This is a genomic window from Paenibacillus sp. UNC451MF (assembly GCF_000686845.1).
GTDB lineage: Bacteria > Bacillota > Bacilli > Paenibacillales > NBRC-103111 > Paenibacillus_S.
Genome location: NZ_JMLS01000005.1, coordinates 73756 through 94548 on the forward strand (window position 1 = coordinate 73756; position 20793 = coordinate 94548).

17 protein-coding genes and 1 riboswitch are annotated in these 20793 nt (G+C 46.9%); all 17 genes read left to right on the plus strand.

Annotation, left to right across the window (positions count from 1 at the left end; all coding sequences use genetic code 11):
• Positions 1–2: 2 nt before the first annotated feature.
• The 17 genes from BP97_RS0109780 to thpD all read left to right on the plus strand — a co-directional run bounded on the left by BP97_RS0109780 (position 3) and on the right by thpD (position 20329).
• Positions 3–1094, plus strand: a complete 1092-nt coding sequence (locus BP97_RS0109780; protein WP_028548933.1) for a glycosyl hydrolase — start codon at positions 3–5, stop codon at positions 1092–1094.
• Positions 1095–1132: 38 nt separating this feature from the next.
• Positions 1133–2449, plus strand: coding sequence for an ABC transporter substrate-binding protein (locus tag BP97_RS0109785; protein WP_028548934.1), 1317 nt, complete (start codon positions 1133–1135; stop codon positions 2447–2449).
• Between the two features lie 345 nt (positions 2450–2794).
• A complete protein-coding gene (locus BP97_RS0109790; protein WP_028548935.1) occupies positions 2795–3586 on the plus strand; it encodes an aminoglycoside phosphotransferase APH(3') in 792 nt (263 codons plus the stop codon).
• 191 nt (positions 3587–3777) lie between these two features.
• On the plus strand, positions 3778–4575 hold the full coding sequence (locus BP97_RS0109795) for an SDR family NAD(P)-dependent oxidoreductase (RefSeq protein WP_028548936.1): 798 nt from the start codon (positions 3778–3780) through the stop codon (positions 4573–4575).
• 435 nt (positions 4576–5010) lie between these two features.
• Positions 5011–5688, plus strand: a complete 678-nt coding sequence (locus BP97_RS0109800) for a response regulator transcription factor (protein WP_028548937.1) — start codon at positions 5011–5013, stop codon at positions 5686–5688.
• Positions 5685–7055: a HAMP domain-containing sensor histidine kinase gene (locus BP97_RS0109805; protein ID WP_028548938.1), complete on the plus strand. Its 1371-nt coding sequence runs from the start codon at positions 5685–5687 to the stop codon at positions 7053–7055. Before BP97_RS0109800 ends, BP97_RS0109805 begins: the two co-directional genes overlap by 4 nt.
• A gap of 164 nt (positions 7056–7219) precedes the next feature.
• On the plus strand, positions 7220–10336 hold the full coding sequence (locus tag BP97_RS0109810; RefSeq protein WP_028548939.1) for an efflux RND transporter permease subunit: 3117 nt from the start codon (positions 7220–7222) through the stop codon (positions 10334–10336).
• A gap of 73 nt (positions 10337–10409) precedes the next feature.
• Complete coding sequence (locus BP97_RS0109815) at positions 10410–11735, plus strand: efflux RND transporter periplasmic adaptor subunit (RefSeq protein WP_028548940.1); 1326 nt, start codon at positions 10410–10412, stop codon at positions 11733–11735.
• 23 nt (positions 11736–11758) lie between these two features.
• On the plus strand, positions 11759–13525 hold the full coding sequence (locus tag BP97_RS0109820) for a hypothetical protein (RefSeq protein ID WP_028548941.1): 1767 nt from the start codon (positions 11759–11761) through the stop codon (positions 13523–13525).
• Between the two features lie 561 nt (positions 13526–14086).
• Positions 14087–14974, plus strand: coding sequence for an ectoine/hydroxyectoine ABC transporter substrate-binding protein EhuB (ehuB, locus tag BP97_RS0109825; RefSeq protein ID WP_028548942.1), 888 nt, complete (start codon positions 14087–14089; stop codon positions 14972–14974).
• Position 14975: 1 nt separating this feature from the next.
• Entirely contained in the window at positions 14976–15629 is a 654-nt protein-coding gene (ehuC, locus tag BP97_RS0109830; protein WP_028548943.1) for an ectoine/hydroxyectoine ABC transporter permease subunit EhuC, read from the plus strand.
• Between the two features lie 6 nt (positions 15630–15635).
• Positions 15636–16355 carry an ectoine/hydroxyectoine ABC transporter permease subunit EhuD gene (ehuD, locus tag BP97_RS0109835; protein ID WP_028548944.1) on the plus strand — a complete coding sequence of 240 codons (720 nt, stop codon included), beginning with the start codon at positions 15636–15638 and terminating at the stop codon, positions 16353–16355.
• Positions 16352–17122 carry an ectoine/hydroxyectoine ABC transporter ATP-binding protein EhuA gene (ehuA, locus tag BP97_RS35800; protein WP_051620481.1) on the plus strand — a complete coding sequence of 257 codons (771 nt, stop codon included), beginning with the start codon at positions 16352–16354 and terminating at the stop codon, positions 17120–17122. Before ehuD ends, ehuA begins: the two co-directional genes overlap by 4 nt.
• A 31-nt stretch (positions 17123–17153) precedes the next feature.
• Positions 17154–17651, plus strand: coding sequence for a diaminobutyrate acetyltransferase (gene ectA / locus BP97_RS0109845; protein WP_036745685.1), 498 nt, complete (start codon positions 17154–17156; stop codon positions 17649–17651).
• Positions 17652–17695: 44 nt separating this feature from the next.
• A complete protein-coding gene (gene ectB / locus BP97_RS0109850; protein ID WP_028548946.1) occupies positions 17696–18988 on the plus strand; it encodes a diaminobutyrate--2-oxoglutarate transaminase in 1293 nt (430 codons plus the stop codon).
• 38 nt (positions 18989–19026) lie between these two features.
• The gene (locus BP97_RS0109855; RefSeq protein ID WP_028548947.1) at positions 19027–19410 is read left to right on the plus strand and encodes an ectoine synthase; all 384 of its coding nucleotides are present in this window, start codon (positions 19027–19029) and stop codon (positions 19408–19410) included.
• A gap of 13 nt (positions 19411–19423) precedes the next feature.
• Positions 19424–20329 (plus strand): ectoine hydroxylase, encoded by a 906-nt coding sequence (thpD, locus tag BP97_RS0109860; RefSeq protein ID WP_028548948.1) that lies wholly within the window; start codon positions 19424–19426, stop codon positions 20327–20329.
• Positions 20330–20394: 65 nt separating this feature from the next.
• A riboswitch (cyclic di-AMP (ydaO/yuaA leader) is annotated at positions 20395–20532 on the plus strand.
• Positions 20533–20793: the final 261 nt, after the last annotated feature.

Below are 20793 nucleotides of genomic sequence, written 5' to 3' on the forward strand. Positions count from 1 at the left end.
GCATGATGTTACAAATGCCATGTGATTCATTGGCCTCACCTTGTGTTCGGGAGCTGCTGGATTGGTTTAAGTCGTTACCCGATCAGGTGGACCGGCGTGTGGTTATAGGTCAATACATTACCCGCAATGCGAACAATTCGAATTCATATGATGCCCATCAAGCATGGGAGCGATTCTATCTGGACGTATTTCGCTTGTCGGGCGAGTATCCGGGCTTGGTCGGATTTGACTTCAGCGGGCGTAATGTGGTTGGAACAGGTATTGAGAACCGCCCCTCCGACTCCAATTGGAGAGAGTACGCTTTAGAGCATCATGAGCAAGGCGGTTTATTGCGATTTATGTGGCATCCCAGCAATCCATGGACATTGGAAACGTCGTGGTCCTCCATACCCGAAGGCCATCAATTGGAAGAGCTGATTACACCGGGTAATTCTGTGTATGAACGATGGAATGATTGGCTCAGCGTCATCGCGGATATTATAGCGCAATATGCAGAGAAGGACATTCCTGTCATCTGGGGACCGCTGCATGAAATGAACGGCAGGTGGTTTTGGTGGGGCACAGGAGCAACGGACCAGCTTTTATCCGTATGGCAGCACATGTTCCGGTATTTTACCGAGACGAGGGGCTTGCACAACTTACTGTGGATGTATTGTCCTGATGCAAAAGCTCCCTTACAGCGCGCATTGGAACAATATCCTGGCAATGAGTATGTGGATATTATCGCTCCCGATCTGTATTACGTTGCTGACGATGTACCCGCGAATTCGCAACTCTATGATGAATTTTCGGACCCAAAATACGGCAAAGTGCTCGGCTGGGGAGAAGTAGGAATCAATATGGAGACACCGATCGATAACCTCAAATATTTGGATGACATTCGCAGCAGGTTTCCGCTTGTGACTCTTTATATGCAGTGGGGGGATGTGGTTTCCGGTCAGATTAACAAGCGATATGCCCTGACGTCCAATAACCATATCGTGGAAGTGATGTCGGATTCATGGGCAATCACGAGAAGTGAGCTTGTGAAACTAAAGAACAATGATGCCATAGCTAAGCGATATGTCGAGAGAAATCAGATACGTAAAGCGTAATAGGAGAACGAAACAAAAAGAAGGAGTGGTAAAACCAGATGACCCATAGAGTCAGGCTTATTTTAAAAGTCAGCACAGCCAGTCTGTTGGCATTATCAATGACGGCCTGTAGTGCAAGTGGGAAAACCAATACGAACACGAGCGCCAACGTCAACACGAGCAATCAGGCTGCTTCAGAGAAAACGAATGAACCGGTAGAGCTTGTTATTTATTCCGAAAGCGGCTGGTCCCAAGAAGAATTTAATGAGCGGTTCGGAGATTCCATCCGCAAAAAGTTCCCTCAGCATACCTTCAAATATATTACCAAGCAGGGAGCGGGACCGCTGTTGCCTGAAGTGGTCGCTTCAGGAACGAACATCGACATTTATTGGGACGCTGTATCCAAAATCTTTACGAACTTAAAAGATATGAAGCTTGAGTATGATATGTCGGACATGATCAAGAAACGGCAAATGGACTTGAACAAGCTGGAACCGTCCACAGTAGAGTACGCAAAGCAAAGCTCAGACGGCAAAATGTACGCTCTTCCTGTCGTTATCAACACGCAAGCCTTGTATTATAACAAAGATATATTTGACAGGTTCGGGGTCCCTTACCCTAAGGATGGCATGACGTGGGATGAAATTCTGGATTTAGGCAAAAAGTTTAATAAAGTGGACGGAGGCACCGAATATTACGGAATAGGCTTATATAACAATCAGTATCTTGTTTTGAATCCATTTTCTTTATCGTATGTGGATCCTAAAACAGAGAAAGCCACGATTCAAAATGAAAAATGGAAGCCGGTTTACGACGTTCTTACGAAAATTTATCAGACAGCTGGAAATAAAATGCGTTCACCGACTTTTTTTACGAAGGATAAAAATATTGCAATGACGGTTGCCTTGGGCAATTATTTCTTGACCCCGCCTATGGCGGATATGAATTGGGATATCGTGTCGTTCCCTAAATATAAGGAAGCGCCGAATTTGGGTCCGCAAACCTTGCCAACGTACTTCAGCATCACCTCGACGAGCAAGCACAAGGAACTGGCGATGGATGTCATTCAGCATATATTAAGCGATGAAAAGCAAACGGAGTTGTCACGTAAAGGAATTATTCCGGTGCTGACCGATCCGAGCATTAAGAAACAGTTTGGCGAGAGCAGTCCTCATAAAGGGAAAAATTTGCAAACCATTGTGAATCAAAACTATTCATCAGTTGCTCCGAAAACAAAATATGATACCAATGCAGAAAAAATATATCTCAAATATGATGCAGATCTCGCGACAGGCAAAATGGATTTGAATACGGCTTTCCGTCAAATAGAGGAAGAAACGAACAATATGATTGCAAAAGAAAAAGGGGTTAAGTAAGAATTGACTACTTATCGAAAATGCGGTGATCGGAGTGAAGGAAAGCGATCGGCCGTTCATAAGCCACAGTGCGGAAAATATCCGAACTGTGGTTATTCGTTGTTCTAGGAAGTTACCGCTGCTAATTTTCTGATAACAACAACTAATGAATTTCACATAATAAATTCTGCTTCTAAGCTGTCTAGCTGGAGGGATACCCACCGCTGTATTTTGCCAAAGGGACTCTAAAATAGGAACTGTTAATTTATGTAAATATCATGTAAATTGTATGTGATACAAAATTGTATGGTGTAATGAATGGTTGATGCCCATGTAATTATTTAATTATAAGGAGGTAGTGATTCCTTGGTTCCAATCGATTTAAACGAAATACCAAATGATTTTAAACATTACTTAGGTGTTATTAAAGATATCACATTTCCAAGGCAGGGCCATACTTCTGATGTTGGAATTATTCAAAGCGAACATGGCAAGTTTGTTCTAAAAAGAACAAAAGGCGAGCAGTATTCTGCCTGGCTCTCTGACGAAGTACAAGTTGTAAAGAGTCTTTCTGTAGCACCGTTATCAACTCCAAAGGTATATCATTTTGTTGAACAAAAAAGTGAAGATCAAGCTTGGGCTTTGATGGAATTTTTTGAAGGAGATACATTAAGATCTACCTTAAGTAATGAAAGTGATAGGGATAGAAAGCATGAATTAATATATAAATTTGGGAAAGCTTTGTCTCAAATTCATTCAACACCCTGTCCAATAGCTCTAGTTAAAGATGGATTGTGGCTGGATGAAATGCTGCGACGAGCGGAAATAAATGTACGAAGATATAAGGTTGACGGTACGGAAGATTTATTACAATTTTTGAAAGATAACAAGCCAGCGCCGGTAGAGAATACACTCATTCATGGTGATTTTACAATTGATAATGTATTGGTTCATGAAGGAGAAATTACAGGTGTGATAGATTGGAGCGGGGGAGCATTAGGCGACCCGCGTTATGATGTGTGTTTGGCAATACGACCAAAGCCGAACATCTTTGAAGAGGAAGCTGAGGTTCATACGTTCTTCGAAGGCTATGGCAAGCGGAGCATAGGAGAGAGCGAATTTCATTATTTTGAAAAAGGACTCTATGCCTTTTTTTGATTTGGCTTAGAAATGCGTCAGAGAAAAATGCTCGCCGAGTGGACCAGCTATCGTGGGTATGTAGATTAACACTGGCAAAATGATATGGAGACCTAGAGGGAATAACACAACAAGTTGACTCCAAGATAGCAATTTATAAGAAACCATGTTATAGATCTTTTGGTATATTTAAGGAAAAGGAGGTTGGAACTATGCGGCTCAAAAACAAGAACGCGGTGATTTACGGAGGGGGCGGTGCGATCGGCAGTGCGGTTGCTCGTGCTTTTGCCCGAGAGGGAGCGAGGGTTTACCTCGCAGGCCCTACGCTTCAGAAACTAGATGCGGTAGCTAGTGAAATCGCTGCTTCAGGGGGAATTGTCGATATTGCTCAAGTCGATGCTCTTGACGAACAGGCAGTAGTGAAGCATTCTGATGCTGTGGCGGCGAAGGCAGGTGGCATCGACATTGCGCTGAATGCAGTAGGCTTTGTTCATGTACAGGGAACACCGTTCGCAGAACTATCTCTTGAGGACTTTGAGTACCCGGTCGCACGTTACATTCGGACAAATTATATTACTGCAAAGGCTGCGGCGCGGCACATGGGGAAGAATAAATCGGGAGTCATTCTCACTCTCTCGACACCAGCATCTCTTATGCCAGGACCAGGCTATATGGGACACAGTGTCGCCTGTGCCGGGGTTGAAGCTTTTTCCCGCCATCTGGCGGGTGAGCTTGGGCAGCAAGGGATTCGGGTTATTTGCATCAGGTCCCATATGATTCCGGAGACAGTGGAAGCAGGTTCTCACAGCCGGGAAATCTTCAGTCACAATGCAGAGCTTGCCGGGATTAAGCTTGAAGAAATGTTAGCGGGTGCGGCGGGCAGCACGCTGCTGAAGCGACTTCCCACGCTTGCTGAGGTTGCGAACACAGCTGTCTTTATGGCATCGGAACAAGCTGGAGCAATGACAGGTACAGTGGCCAATTTGACCTCCGGCTTTATTTTGGATTAATTAGAGCATTTATTAAACAAAAAAGAATATGGGCTAACCCTAAGGCTGGGCTGTGCGAGAGTTAATATAAGGCAGAAGAACCTTCAGAACCACTAAACAAAGTGGATTTGAAGGTTCTTTTATGCTTGAGAAGCAGGAGTTTGGCTAGAGCCAAGCTTTTATTATACCCAGTGGGAGTTAGTGGAATGAACTTTTCCCGCAGTCTAGCGATTACAGCTATAATTCTAATCACATTCATAGCCTGAACGCCCTATGGCGTTTTTTTCGTTTTTTTCCCATAAGTTCATAATCAGTTCATATTAGCAAGGTATGATAAAATAGGATAAGAATGCGTTCAGGTATACATAACGTTTAAATCACGGAAGTACTCAAGCCGGCTAATGTCCAAGGGACGGCATTGAGCGGCTTAGTGTGTCAACGAAAGAAGGAACGATGATGACCAAAGTGTTAATTGTGGACGATGATCCTTTTATAAGACAACTGATCAAGCTAGCTCTGCGAAACGATGAGATGCAGCTGCTTGACAGCAGCAACGGGCTTGAGGCGCTGGAATTGCTGGAGCGGACAAGGGTCGATCTGGTCATTCTCGATATTATGATGCCGCTGATGGACGGCTGGGAGCTGTGCAAAGAAGTGCGAAGTCGATATCCAGACCTTCCGCTTCTGATGGTGACGGCAAAAAGCGAGCCAGCGCATAAGGTGAAGGGCTTCCAGCTAGGCACCGACGATTATGTGGTCAAGCCGTTCGACCCGATGGAGCTCGCTATGCGGGTTAAGGCATTGATGAAGCGATATAAGATCAATACCTCCCAAGTCATGCTGGTTGGGGAAACGGAATTGAACCGAAAAAATCTTGAAGTGAACCAGCAGGGCAAAAGACAGACGCTTCCTTTGAAGGAGTTTGAGTTGTTGTTTACCCTAGCGGGGCATCCGAATCAGGTGTTTACGAGGCATCAGCTGGTAGACCAAATTTGGGGTATGGATTATGAAGGAGAAGAGCGCACAGTGGATGTTCATATCAAGAGACTCAGAGAACGGTTCACTGAAGAGGATTCCGATTTTTCGATAGTTACCGTACGAGGACTTGGTTACAAATTGGAGCTTAAGGCATGATCCGCTCTTTATATGTTCGAGTTGCACTGACGTTTATCGTATCGGTCATTTTGGGCTTGTGCATTGCGTTCTACGCATCGAATTACTGGTTTAGAGATTTGTTCGAATCAGAGATGCAGAAGGATCTATATAATGCTTCGGAGGACATGGTCGCTATTTTCCAGGAAATGAAGGGAACCGATATGGAGACTTATTTGCACAACCTTCATTGGGCCAAGCGGTACTACGTCACGCTGTACGATTCCAAGCTGAACAAGAGTGTTTTCGGACCTAAGCAGGAGCGGACGACCCTATCGGATGCGATAGTGCAGCAAGTATTGAATGGTCAGGTTGCGAGACAATCTGGAGAACCTTTCGATCAGTATGTAGGTTATCCGTTTAAAATAAAGGACGATAGCTATGCTGTCTTCGTACAGCCGATTATGAGGAATACCGAGGACAACTTCAGGTATATCTTAATTACTGTTCTAGTCGTCACATTGATCATGGGAAGCACATTCGTGCTAATTGCAGCACGTTATTTGGTCAAGCCCCTTAAATTAATGACACAGGCTACCAAGAGGATATCCAAGGGAGATTTTGATATTACCTTTAGTTGGTTGAAACGCAAGGACGAGGTCGGAGATCTGGCCCGAAGCTTCAGTCATATGGCAGGGGAGCTCAAGCAGCTTGAGCTGATGCGGCAGGATTTTGTCTCCAGTGTGTCCCATGAGATTCAGTCGCCGTTAACGTCGATTGCGGGATTTTCCAAGCTCATCCGGTACACCGAGCTGCCTGAAGAGGAGCGTCATCAGTACTTGGAAATCATTATGACCGAGTCGGAACGGTTGTCCCGTCTTAGCGATAACTTGCTCAGTCTTGCCTCTCTGGAATCGGAGCATCATCCGTTTCATCCGGTTTCTTACCGTCTTGACGAGCAAATACGCCGAATTATTGTGTCACAGGAGCCGATTTGGTCCGCCAAGCAGCTGGAGATGGAGCTTACATTGCCGCAGGTGATGATCGTTGGGGATGAAGATCAGCTCAGTCAGGTTTGGATTAATCTGTTGAGTAACGCAATCAAGTTCACGCCTAAAGGCGGCAGGATTAAGGTGAAGCTGGAATTATTGACGGACCGTGTGCAAGTATCGGTTCATGATACGGGTATTGGCATTTCAACGGACGAAATCCATCATATATTTGACCGCTTCTATAAAGCGGATCGCTCCAGACAGCGCGAGGTCGGTGGCAACGGGCTGGGACTTTCAATTGTCAGAAAGATTATCGAGCTGCATCAAGGTATGATTACTGTCGACAGTAAGCAAGGCAAAGGTTCTGTGTTTAGAGTGAGTCTTCCCGGGGTGATGAAGAAAAAAGCTTTATCCTGAGAGTGAAAGCATTAGGATTGTAAAGGAAAGCGGGTGTCCGATAAGCGGGCATCGGCTTTTTTTCGTATTATTCATATTGAGTTCATATTGCCATATTATTCTAGAATTTGTACGTGAAAAGATAGACGAAGATAAACCAGGAAAGGACCGAGGGGAGTGCTGAAATGAACCGATTAACCCAGTTTTCCATGAAAAATGTATCGGCCTTGTTCATCATCATGATTCTCTTGTTCGGAAGCGGCGTTTATGCGACGAGCAAGCTTAAGGTAGAGAACATGCCGAACGTATCGTTCCCTGTCGTAATGGTAAGCGCGACCTATACGGGTTCGCCGAAGGACGTCATGGAGCAAGTGACAGAGCCATTGGAGAAGAAGCTGGCCAATATCGAGGATCTTGATTCCATGAGATCTACCTCGAGTGAAAATAACGCCAGAATTATTCTGCAGTTCAAGCAAGATGTAGATACCGATAAAAAGAAGCAGGATATCGAGAGCCTGCTTCAAGAAGTCATGCTTCCGGATTCGGCGGGTACACCGAAGGCTTCTACTTTCGGAGCTTCTTCGATGCCTTCCATTTATTTGGTAGCTAATGCAGAGAACGGGATGAGTCAGACGGAGCTGGACAAGCTCTATGAAGATACGATTAAACCGGATTTGGAATCCGTTAAAGGGATTGACCATTTGGATTCCATTGGGGTGCGGGATACCAGCCTGGATATTGAATTGGATGCGGACGCCTTAAATGCGTACAGCTTGACTCCTACTCAAGTGACCTCAGCCATTCGAGCTGCTGTGACCAAGAGTCCGATCGGCACTGTGGAAGTCAGCGGTAATGATAAAAGCGCTCGCGTTACGGGAGATATTAAAAGCGTGTACGATATCGAGCAGCTCGAAATTACGGGCGGCAAGGGAAATATCATCACACTGGATCGTGTAGCCAAAGTCAAATCGATTACCGAATCCGATTTTGTCGGACGCTTTAACGGCAAGCCGGCGATCTCGATGATTTTGTACAAAACAGGAAACGCCAATGCGGTTGATTTTTCCGATGATGTAGAGAAGTTAAAAGAGCAATGGAAAACGTCCATGCCTAACGCGGTTTTCAAAACGACCTACGATAGTGCGGACGAGATTAGGGAATCCATCAATGGCATGCTGCGGGAAGGCGTGGTCGGGGCTCTTCTAGCTTCGTTCATGATTTTGCTGTTCCTGCGCAATGTGCGGATGACTCTGATCGTACTCGTGTCGATTCCTTTATCTATTCTCATTACGCTGCTGCTGATGTGGGAGTTGGGCTTGACGCTGAATACGATGACGCTCGGCGGGATGTTCATAGCCGTCGGACGCGTGGTGGACGACTCCATCGTTGTTATTGAAAATATATACACAACACTTGAAAAGGCTCAGAAGCGAAATGAATCCGTCATTATGCTCGCGACCAAACAAGTCTCCATGGCGATTACTTCTTCAACACTAGCTACGGTAGGCGTCTTCGCGCCAATTGGTATGGTGAGTGGAATAGTCGGCGGATTTTTCCGGCCGTTTGCCATTACCTTGGCCTGCGCGCTGCTATCCTCCTTGCTGGTAGCTCTGACGGTCATTCCAATGCTGGCCAAGCTGCTGGTGCTGAAAGGAAAGCCTGGCAAAGGCCACTCGTCACATGAGGATGCGCATCAAGGCAAGTTCATGCAAACCTACGAGAACATCTTGCATTGGTCGCTGAAGCACCGGATCAAATCACTGCTTATGGCAGCCCTCTTGTTCGTTGTTACCTTGGCAGCAACTATCCCTGCGCTAGGTGTATCATTTCTTCCGGACGGGAAGCCTTCCCGAACGATGTATTTTGTTATGAAGCTGCCGAATGAAACTGCGTTTGAAGCTACGAATGCGAAGACACAGGAGCTTGAGCAGCTGTTGATGAATGAGAAGGACAGCAAGGGCAATCCATTGTTCACTTATGTTGAAGGCTTGGCGGGGTATAACGGTAATGGTACGGACCGGGTGACGTATGCTTCCCAAATCTATGTGGAGGTCAACGAACAGGTAGACCCGGATAAAGTGATGGAGCAGGCGAAGCAGTTTATTCTCTCTGAGCTTCCGGCAGGCTCTGAAGTACAGCCGAGAGGTGTAGGCGGCGGTAACGGCGTGTCGAGCACGGACTTCTCCTATAACCTGAAAGGTGAGGATCAAGATCGCTTGGAACAGGCTGCAGCCATTGTTAAAACGAAGCTGCAGGAGTTTGAAGAGCTAAGCGAGATCGAGGACAGCTTGAGCGACGGAAAAACAGAGGTTGAAATTGCCGTCGATCAGAAAAAGGCACGCGCCTTCGGCTTGACCGCGTTAACGGTCCGTGAAACGGCGAGCAATTGGATTCAAAAGCAGAAGCTTGGCGATTTGAAGCTGGATGGAGTAACGTATACGACGACCGTATCTATGGATAAGTCGGATAAAAACTCTATCGAGAAGCTTGGCAATATTCCGTTGAGCGGTACGAACGGTTCTGTCGTGTATTTAAAAGAAGTAGCTAAGATCAGCCTCGTTCCAGGAGCCGTATCTTTGGGGCGTGACGATCAGAAGCAGCTCGTAAGGGTAACCGCCAAAATTAAAGCGGAAAATAAAAACGCTGTAAGCGCCAAGGTTTCGGCTGCATTGAGGACGGTGGAGCTTCCTGACGGCGTAACCCGCGAAGTCAGAGGGGTTAATGAAGATATTAACGAAAGCTTCACTCAATTATTCATGGCCATGGCCGTTGCAATCTTCATGGTATATCTGGTTATGGTACTTGCATTCGGGAATGCATCTGCTCCATTCGCCATCTTGTTCTCGCTTCCGTTGGCAGCTATTGGCGGATTGATCGGGCTGGTCATCACAAGGCAGGCTCTTAATGTCACCTCCATGATTGGCTTTATGATGCTTATCGGAATTGTTGTTACGAATGCCATCGTATTGATCGATCGCGCCCAGCAGCTGCGCGAAGAAGGATATACGGTTCGCCATGCTTTGATCGAGGCGGGGAAGGTCCGCTTCAGACCGATCATTATGACGGCGGGAGCCACCATTATGGCGCTGGTCCCATTGGCTCTGGGTTTATCGGGTGAAGGGGCTTTGATCGGTAAAGGCCTTGGGGTTGTCGTAATCGGTGGATTGACGACATCGACGATCCTTACGCTGATCGTCGTGCCTATCATTTATGAGCTTATAGAGGAAATGAAGGCTTATATTTCCCGGAAGATCCGCAAGGGCAACCATACGCTGAACCAAGAAGGCACCCTTGAAGGATAAGTGTTCATATTAAATCCAATAGCATGACTCTAGATAAATAGAAGATTTGCAAAAGCATGGAGGAGGCAAAACAATGAAAAGGATGAGCACGGGCAATAGAAAAAGAATCATTCGCCCTGTACGCGTGTTGGCTGTTATGACGCTGGCAGCGGTTGTGGCAGCCATGGCCGCCGGCTGTTCGGCTCCCGGTGGACCTAAAGGAATGGCTGAGGCACAGCTCAAAGTCAGAGCGGTGAAGACGGAGGCAATCACGAAGCAGCGCATCGGAGATCCGACCGAACAGGTTGCGGACATTTCCGCAGGAACTGCCATCGATATTGTCACGAAAGCGAACGGAGAAGTTATCGAGGTCCTGAAAAAGCGTGGAGATTATGTGGAGAAGGGCGACATTTTGTTCCGGATTGACAGCCGTGACGCAGAGTCCGTCAAACGGAAGAATGAGCTTTCCGTAAGAAGCTCTCAGGAATCACTGCAAAAGGCCAAGGACGATCAGGTCAACAACCGTAAGGATTTGGCGGATGCAGTGCAGAAGGCGGAGGTTGCGATGAAAAATGTGGAGCAGGACTACAATAAAATGCGCAATGATTACGATTCCGGCTCCGCTACCGATCATCAGCTGGAGCAAGCTCAGCAGCAAGTGGATAATGCACGCATGGGCCTGGAGTCGGCAAAAAACAAGCTTGCCGCTAACGACAACAATAATACGATTGCTTCGGTTGAAACGCAGGCTGAGACGAATCAGCTGGCTTTGGAGGATTCGATCCGATCCTTGGATAATTACAATGTCAAAGCTCCGGTCAGCGGCATCTTGACGGATTTTACACCGGAAGCGGGGCAAACGATAAGCTCATCCTTTAAGCTCGGACAAGTGCTTCAGGTCGACCCGGTTAAGATTAAAACCGAGCTGAGCGAGACGAATATGCAGCTCGTCAAAAATAAAAAAGAGCTTGTGTACTACAGCCCTGATGATCCTGATCATAAAGGGACCGCCCAAATCAGTTATTTGGCGCCGGTCATGAGCGCTCAGACGAAAACATACACGCTGGAGCTGGAGGTAGCTAACCCGGATCATCGCATAACTCCCGGCACGCGTGCTATGGTTCAGTTAACGTCGGAGGAGGAAGCGAAGGTTGTTGTTGTACCTACCTTGAGTATTATCCGTGAGGAAGGCGGAACGTTTGTCTTCGTTCTTCAGGGTGATACGTATCAGAAGCGTAAAATTAAGCTTGGCAGAATCAACGGTTCTTATCAGGAAGTACTTGATGGAGTGAAGGAAGGCGAGAAGCTGGTTACTACGGGTCAGCATCAGCTTAAGGACGGACAAAAAGTTGAAGCGTCAGCTCCAGCTTCCCCGGCGCCTGCGGGGGCGGCTCCTGCTGAGCAGAAGAAAGAGAAATAATTCGAAAGCGAGGAATGACAAAAATGAGCAAACGATGGAAAACGACGCTGACGTCTGTTGTGTTGGGGACAGCTATCATCATGCAGGGAGGCATCAGTCTCCCTGTGGCTGCCGCGGAGTCAGCCGCTTCGGTTGAGGAGACGGTAAGCAATCATTTGACGGAGGCGATCCAGGCTGCCATTAAAGGGGTATCGGTAGAATCAACCCCCGACGGAAGCCGCGTTGCCGTTACCGTTCGGCTGTACAACGGCGGAGCTATGAAGCAGCGCATACCCGATTATGAACTGCGGGTGCAAACTCAGGATGGAGTGGAATATGCTCTGGACGCCAGTGCCGACAATAAGAAGGCACTTAAGCCTATGGAAATCGGCGAGCTTGTTTATATGAGCACGGTCGACAGCAAGGCTTCGATGAAGCTGACGGGGCTAACCTTCGTCAAGGTTGATTCATACGCTTATCCGAAGACAGAGACGGTACTATTAAGCCTTCCGCTCGGTTCAGAGGTATGGTACGCGTCAAGCGGAACCGCGCTTCCGAGTATGGAAACGGCATGGGCGGAGTCCTTCACCATTCCTGGCATAAACTCAGACCTGACCTACACGCCGGTCGGATATGAGAAGCAGAACACGGATAAGGGTCCGATTGGAGTTGTAACGCTGTTGGCCAATAATCCTGCAAGCGGAAGGGAAACCATTCCTGATTTCCGTATCGATGCCCGTGCGGAACAGAAGACATACACAGGTGCTCGAACGGAAATGGATACCATTACGCTTGAAGCAGGCGAGAAGAAATATATTCATTTTGCGATTCCGCTCGAAAATAATGTTGTACCGAGTCGTTTGCTGGTAATGACCAGCGACACATTCTTGTCCGGCAGCTCCCAAGCAAGCAGCTCTCAGGCTGGGGGAACAGCAGCTTCAGCAGCAAGCGGCAAAGCGGGCGTTGCCATTGACGTAGGCAGAGTAGCCGTTACGCTGCCTAACGCCAATCAAGCTGATCCTGTGGCTATGTCCGGTTATTCCATGGGTACGCCAATAGCAGTGGATCCTCTCTCGAAAATAATGGACAATACGCAAGTGGCACTTATGGAGCTGCATATGAGTCAAAATCCGGGCGAGGGCTACAAAACGGCCATAGGCAAGTTCATTCTTACCAATAAGGGCGACAAGCCTATCCCTACTCCTGCATTTGATACGGAGCTTGTCGGCAGCGGAGGAGCGACCTATTCGGGTGTACGACAAACGAATGTATCGGCTTCACTGAACCCTGGACTCAGCTATGTTGTAAGCTATGTGTTTAACGTGCCGCAAACTGAAACCGGAGAGGGGCTCATCCTGAAGCTGCTGGACAGCCAAACGGCAGCTCCTTATAAAGTAGCAGTCGCTTCCGTAGCAACGGCGCTGCAGAAGGAAACTGATTCGGATACGTTACAGCTGTATCCATTCGACATCAAGCTTGTGAACTCAACGGTAGGTACGAATTATGCGGCTACCAACAGCGCCTATTCCTATAAAATGAAGCTGGAGTTGGACATCAAGCAGGCGGATAATGTTGTTGTAGATCAAAGCTTCTCTAAGCTGCATTTTGAAGTCGTAGACAAGCTGGGTCGTGTTCTGGGAACGGCAGATGGAAGCTTCACCGGAGCACAAAGGTTAGTTAGTGGTACTCAGACCATAGTAACCAATAATATCCAGAGTGAACAGTTCGAATTCCCGATTTCGGTGAATGTATACGAACTATTCGAAACACCAAATGGTCAAGCCAAACGGTTCTTAAAAACACTGAATTAATAAGAGTCGCAAGAGGCAGTCTCTACTAAGAGGCTGCTTCTTTTTTATACTAATTAGGCAACACGGCGCCATCCTACGGCTTGAATGTCAAAGCTAATCATCGACACTTGTTATTAACCTTCGGTTTATTAATTCGAAATTCGAGGAAAGTCGAGTGATTTGCATTCGATGTCGAATAGTAGGGAATTTAGGGAGCGTAATGAGCACTCTTCATATTGAAAGAGTTGATTGGTGTCGGATGGTTGTTTTTTTATTGTTTTAGGGTTCAAATTAGCCTGTATGAGTTCGTTAAATGAACTGGATAATCATTTATCATTCCCAATAACATAGTTCGATCTCAGGTGAAACCAGCGGGTTTGATACGATATGGCATGATTATGGAGGAATTAGGAGCTTAGGGAGGGTGAGGTCCCCTCACTCTAGGTCACAAGGGATTTACTGGAAATATGCAAGGAGGGCCCAAATGACAGCATTGGAAAAACTATGCTAGCATTATAACTGTTCGCGCGAACGTATTCTTAAGAGAGGTTGTGATGCTGCTTGAGAAGGAGTTTAGCGATAATGCTGTTTCTAACGCTTCTCACATCAGTCGTCGGTTGCGGGGAAGTCCGCGAGGCCAATACCGGAGGCGGAAATACGAGCAAACAGGAGTCTGGGGCGGGTAATGACACATTAGCCAAAGTGAAGCAACAAGGCTTCGTTACGGTAGGCTTTGCCAACGAGAAGCCATACGCCTACAAGACATCCGACGGTCAATTGACAGGAGAAGCAGTAGAAATTGCCCGGATTGTTCTCGACAAACTGGGTATCAAAGAAATGAAGGGTGAGCTGACGGAATTCGGATCTTTGGTCGGCGGCCTTCAAGCCAAGCGATTTGATATGATTACGGCAGGGATGTTCATCAACGCTCAACGCTGTCAGGCGGTTCTCTTCGCCAATCCAGAATACAGTATTGGGGAAGCTATTGCGGTTTCCAAAGGGAATCCTCAAGGACTTCGTAGCTACAAGGACATCGCAGATAAGAAGGATATGAAAGTCGCCGTCATGACGGGCGCTATTGAAATCGGCTATTTGGAAAAATCAGGCGTTACGAAGGAGCAAATGGTGCTTGTGCCGGATCAAGCTTCAGCATTAAATGCTTTACAGGCTAACCGGGCACAGGCCGTTACGATGACGGGGCCTGCACTTCAAGCAATGCTGGACTCCGCCAAAGATAGCAGCCTGGAGAGAGTCGCAGATTTTGAACAGCCCGTTATAGACTCGAAGAGTGTAAGAGGCTATGGTGCAACGGCATTTCGTCCTGAGGATAAGTCGTTTCAGGAAGCTTTTAATGCAGAGCTTAAGAAGCTGAAGGACTCAGGGGAGCTTCTTACGATACTGAAGAAATTCGGATTTACCGAGCAGGAGCTTCCCGGGGATTTGACCTCTGAAGCTTTATGCAAGGAGTAATATGATTACTTCTTGGATGGAATTTATCCCTCTGCTGATGCAGGGGGCTAAGATAACGGTAGAAATAGCATTCCTTTCCTCAGTAGCTGCATTAGTCGTTTCGCTTGTCACCGGTTTATGCAGGTTATCCAAGCTGAGGATCATAAGATTTCTTGCATCGGTGTACGTCGAGTTTTTTCGGGGAAGTTCCCTGCTTATTCAATTATTCTGGATGTATTTTGCTCTTCCGTTCATCGGGATTGAGCTCCCCAAGCTGATTGCTGCGGTTATTGCTTTCTGTTTGAATTATGGGGCTTATGGATCGGAAATTGTGCGCAGCTCCATAGATGCAATTCCTGGTGGTCAATGGGAGGCCGGTAAAGCTCTGAATATGAAATATCGGCAAACGTTGGTCCACATCGTATTACCCCAAGCCTTCGTAAGAATGCTGCCCCCGTTCGGCAATCTGCTTATAGAACTGATTAAAGGAACATCGCTTGTTTATTTTATTACGCTAGCGGACTTAACGTATCAAGCTATGGTGCTAAGAAATAATTACATCTCTTGGTCACCGCAAATTTTAGTGCTTCTGCTTTTGATTTATTTTGCTATTGCCTCTCTGGTATCCTTCGTGATGCGTTTTGCAGAACGAAAAATCGCTGCAGGGAGGATGTAAAAGCGTATGTGGAATTGGGATTACGCGCTTCAAATCTTGCCTGAGCTTCTAAAAGCATTACAGGTCACGCTTCTTGCTACTTGCTGCGGCTTTGCCATTGCTTGTATCGGCGGACTGCTTCTTGCTCTGGCTGCAGCTTCAAGATGGTTTTTGCTGTCGACCGTATCGCGTTGGCTGGTGGAATTTATTCGCAGCACACCGTTACTGGTACAAATCTTTTTCTTGTATTATACCCTCCCTAAAATTGCGAATATTTCTTTACCTGCTTTTGCTGTGGGGATCATAGGATTGGGACTGCATTACAGCACTTATATGTCAGAGGTATACCGCTCCGGAATCGAAGCCGTACCTAAGGGACAATGGGAAGCGGCAGTGGCCTTGAATTTTCCGAAAGTAAAAACATGGATAACGATTATTTTACCTCAAGCCATTCCGCCTATTATTCCCGTGATGGGAAACTACTTGCTGGTCATGTTCAAAGAGACCCCTGTTCTATCTGCCATTACCTTGGTTGAAATGCTGCTCACCGCCAAAAACATCGTATCGGAATCATACCGCGTATTCGAGCCTTATACCATGGTAGGTATTCTATTCTTAATTATTAGTTATCCTGCATCGGTCCTTATTCGCCTACTGGAAAAACGTTTGAATCTTCAACCGGGCCAGCGTTCTACAGGGAAGCAAGCACAAGAAAGCTTAAGCTCTAAGAAGGAGGTGGGAGCTTGAAGCCTATAGTGAAATATTCCGAAGTAAGCAAGTCATTCGGGGATTTGGAAGTATTGAAGCATATTGATTTGGAAATCGCGCCAGGAGAGAAGCTGGCTATGATCGGTCCAAGCGGTTCGGGGAAAACGACACTTGGAAGAATGCTCATGACCCTAGAGGAACCCACTTCTGGAACGATTGAATTGGATGGAGAGATGCTCTGGCATATGCAGATCCGTGATCAGCTAATTCGAGCCAACGAAAAGCACCTGCATCGAATGAGGGGAAAAGTGGGGATGGTGTTTCAGCATTTTAATCTATTTCCCCATATGAATGTACTGCGCAATGTGACGGAGGCTCCGCGTAAGGTGCTGGGGTTGTCCAAGGAAGAAGCGGAAGACAGGGCTGTAACGATGCTTGGCAAGGTGGGGCTTCAAGACAAGCTTCATGTGTATCCGGCTCAGCTATCCGGCGGCCAAAAGCAGCGGGTTGCTATTGCACGTGCTCTAGTCATGCGTCCCATGGTTATGGTGTTCGACGAAGTCACCTCGGCCCTGGACCCGGAGCTGGTCGGTGAAGTGCTCGAGGTCATTCGCGAGATCGCAGAAGAGGGCGACATGGCGATGATGCTGATCACCCATGAGATGGATTTTGCCAAGGAGATAGCTGATCGAGTCGTCTTTGGAGCGGAAGGACGTATCGTTGAACAGGGTCCTCCTGAGGCCATATTCGAAAATCCGCAGAGCGATAGGCTGCAGTCATTTCTCAAAAGATTCCGTTCATCTTAAAAAAACAGAACAGAAAGGAGTGTCCTGTTCGATGAGAACAGAAGCGGAGATTCGTTATCGCAAGCCTGTCCAAGAAGACGGGAGACTCGTGTGGAAGCTTGTAAAGCAAACGGAAACACTGGACGTTAATTCGGTCTATTGCTACATCCTGCTGTGCGATTATTTCAAGGATAGCTGTATCGTAGCCGAGGATGAGGACGGTATCGTAGGCTTTGTGTCGGCATTCCGAACACCGGAGAATCCCGAGCGTCTGTTTGTTTGGCAGATTGCGGTTGCTCCAGATAAGCAAAGAAGAGGGATAGGCAAGAAGCTGCTCAGCGAGCTGCTATCAGCGAAATGCTGCAGAGGAATTCGTTATTTGGAAACGACAATCAGCCCTTCGAACCTAGCTTCAAGGGGATTGTTTCTGGAGCTGGCCAAACAACGCGGGCTCGAATGCCGCTTATCTCAAGGATATACGGCATCCTCATTTCCACAGGAGCACCACCATGAGGAAGAAATCTTGTTTTGTTTAGGACCGATATCGTAGAACAGATGTGAACGAGAAAATATATGGATTATGGGAGGAAACCGATGAAAATGCCTACGCTGGAAATGCCCTCTATGCAAGTTTTTGAAGAGATGGAATCCGAGGTTCGCAGTTACTGCCGCAGCTTTACAACGGTTTTCGAAAAAGCTAAAAATGCCAAGTTGTGGGATAAAAACGGCAATGAATACATTGATTTTTTTGCCGGCGCAGGGGCATTGAATTACGGGCATAACAATGATCGGATCCGTGAGAAGCTGCTCGACTATTTACTGAAGGATGGAGTTACGCACAGTCTGGATATGGCGACAAGCGCCAAAGAGCATTTTTTAACCAGGTTTAACGAGGTGATTCTTAAACCAAGAAAGTTAGGCTATAAGGTGATGTTTCCAGGACCAACCGGTACGAATGCAGTAGAAAGTGCGCTCAAAATCGCTCGCAAGGTGACAGGAAGAACAAGTGTAATTTGTTTTACTAACGCGTTTCACGGGATGTCGCTAGGATCGCTTGCAATAACAGGTAACTCGTTCAAACGAAAAGGCGCTGGAGTGGAGCTCGGGAATGCTGTATTCATGCCGTATGATGGCTACTTTGGCGAAGAGATGGACACCTCTCGTTACATAGAGAAGCTGCTGGACGATCCGGGGAGCGGAATTAGTTTGCCTGCTGCGGTCATACTCGAAACGGTGCAAGGAGAAGGCGGGCTAAACGTTGCTAGTCAAAAGTGGCTTAGAAGCATAGAAGCGCTGTGCAGAAAAAGAGGAATTTTACTCATCGTGGATGATGTTCAAATGGGATGCGGACGTACCGGAGCTTTCTTCAGCTTCGATGGGTCAGGTCTGGAGCCGGATATAGTGTGTCTGTCCAAATCGATAGGAGGATATGGGCTGCCTATGGCGCTGACGCTGCTAAAACCGGATATCGATCAATGGAGTCCTGGCGAGCACAACGGTACCTTTCGTGGGAACAACCTTGGATTCGTGGCTGCCACTGAGGCGCTTCGGTACTGGGAAGATGATAGGCTTAACCAAGAGATCACGATGAAAAGCAGGCTTATACGTACGTCCTTGGGGAATATGCTGGCAAGTCGCCCGGAGCTGCAAGGGGAAATTCGTGGCAAAGGGATGATTCAAGGAATCGCTTTTCAACAGGACGGTATGGCGGAACGGTTGTGTGCACGCGTATTTGCCAGAGGATTAATCATGGAGACGTCCGGTCCCCGCAGTGAAGTGGCGAAGCTTATGCCTCCGTTGACGATAGGGGGAGAAGAGCTTGAAAAGGGGCTTCGCATACTTGCTGAAGAAATGTCTAAATTGCCGGTTGTTGATGAGAATAAGTGAACCATAATCTTGGATAACAAACAAGGAGCGGATAACCTATGATTGTTAAACACTTGGATCAATTGATCAATACGGTAGACGATGTGGATACAACGACCTGGAACTCAAGGAGACTGCTGTTGCGCAAGGATGGCATGGGGTTTTCAATGAATGATACGTTAATTAAAGCGGGTACGGAAACGTTGATTTGGTATCAAAATCATGTGGAGGCGGTCTATTGTGTAGAAGGTGAAGGGGAGATTGAGGTTATCGGCGGGGAAACGTATAAGATTAAGCCCGGTATGCTGTACGCACTAGACGGACACGAGAGGCATTTTTTACGAGCGAAATCCCAAATGAGAATGATCTGCGTATTCAATCCACCGCTAGTCGGGCAGGAAGTACATGATGAAAGTGGAACATACCCATTAATCAAGGACTAAGGGAGGAAATCAAATGAAGAGCATGAATGCTGTAAGCGATACGAATCAAAGGCAGGACCTCTACCCTTCACGAATTTCTGAACAACCTGTCATTATTGATCGTAAAGACCCCGTAGTGTATTCTAAGTGGAACCCGGCGAGTGGCATCAGCCAAGAACAGTCGGATTTTTATCATCAGCAGGGTTATTTATTTATTGAATCCTTTTTTTCGCCCGCGGAAGTGAACGAATACCGAGATGAATTGAAGCGACTATGGACAACGAGTCGTCAATCTGATACGAGCGAAGTCATCCGGGAACCGGATAGCGAAGAAGTTAGATCTATATTCAACGTTCATCGGAGCAACGCTGTGTTTCAGGCTTTATCGAATCATTCGAAGCTCAAAAACATTGTCGATTACATTTTGGGAAGTCCGACCTACATCCATCAATCACGAATTAACTTTAAACCTGGTTTTACAGGGAAGGAGTTTTACTGGCATTCTGATTTTGAAACATGGCACGTCGAGGATGGGATGCCACGAATGAGGGCTCTGAGCTGTTCCATTGCGCTGGAAGATAACTATCCGTTTAACGGACCGCTTATGGTAGTCCCTGGTTCTCATAAGGATTTTGTAGCCTGCGTCGGTCAGACTCCGGATGATCACTACAAAAATTCACTTCGTCGTCAACAGTACGGCGTGCCTGATCAGGACAGTCTCACTGCATTGGTGAAACAATATGGGATCGAGACTCCTGTGGGCAAAGCAGGTTCTATCGTCTTATTCGATTGCAACATTATGCACGGGTCGAGCAGCAACATCTCGCCAATGCCGAGAAGTAATGTGTTTTTAGTATATAACAGTATTGAAAACAAACTGCAAACGCCTTATTCAGGCCAGCGGCCTAGACCGGATTTTATCGCATCACGAGATGAATAATCGTTAGATCAATCTAAACCAATAATTTCTTGATACAATTTGACGCATCCCTGACCGTAGTGTATGATAGTAGTACGCTTAATTTCCGGTTTATTTATCGGAAAGCGGGGGAACCACTTTTTGGGGCGAATCATGAAGTATATGTAGGGAACCATCTTTCCCGAGCCCGGCAGCTAACCTCGTCAGCAGTGGATGGGTCAACGTTTTTTTATGCATCATTATTGCATTCATTGACCCGTATTCCGGGTCTTTTTTATATTGTTGGACGGACCCGGTTGATAGCAATTGGACGCCTACGCTGGACTGTGTATTACGGTCGCGGTGTTATGGCCCTGTTGCTGAACGGGTCTTTTTGTTGTCGTAATAACCAATAATTATCATTTATTACTTATTTTGTAATTTTAATCATCATACTAAAGATGAAGGAGTGATGTGGCAACCCCTTTGAGGGCCTATGATGAGCA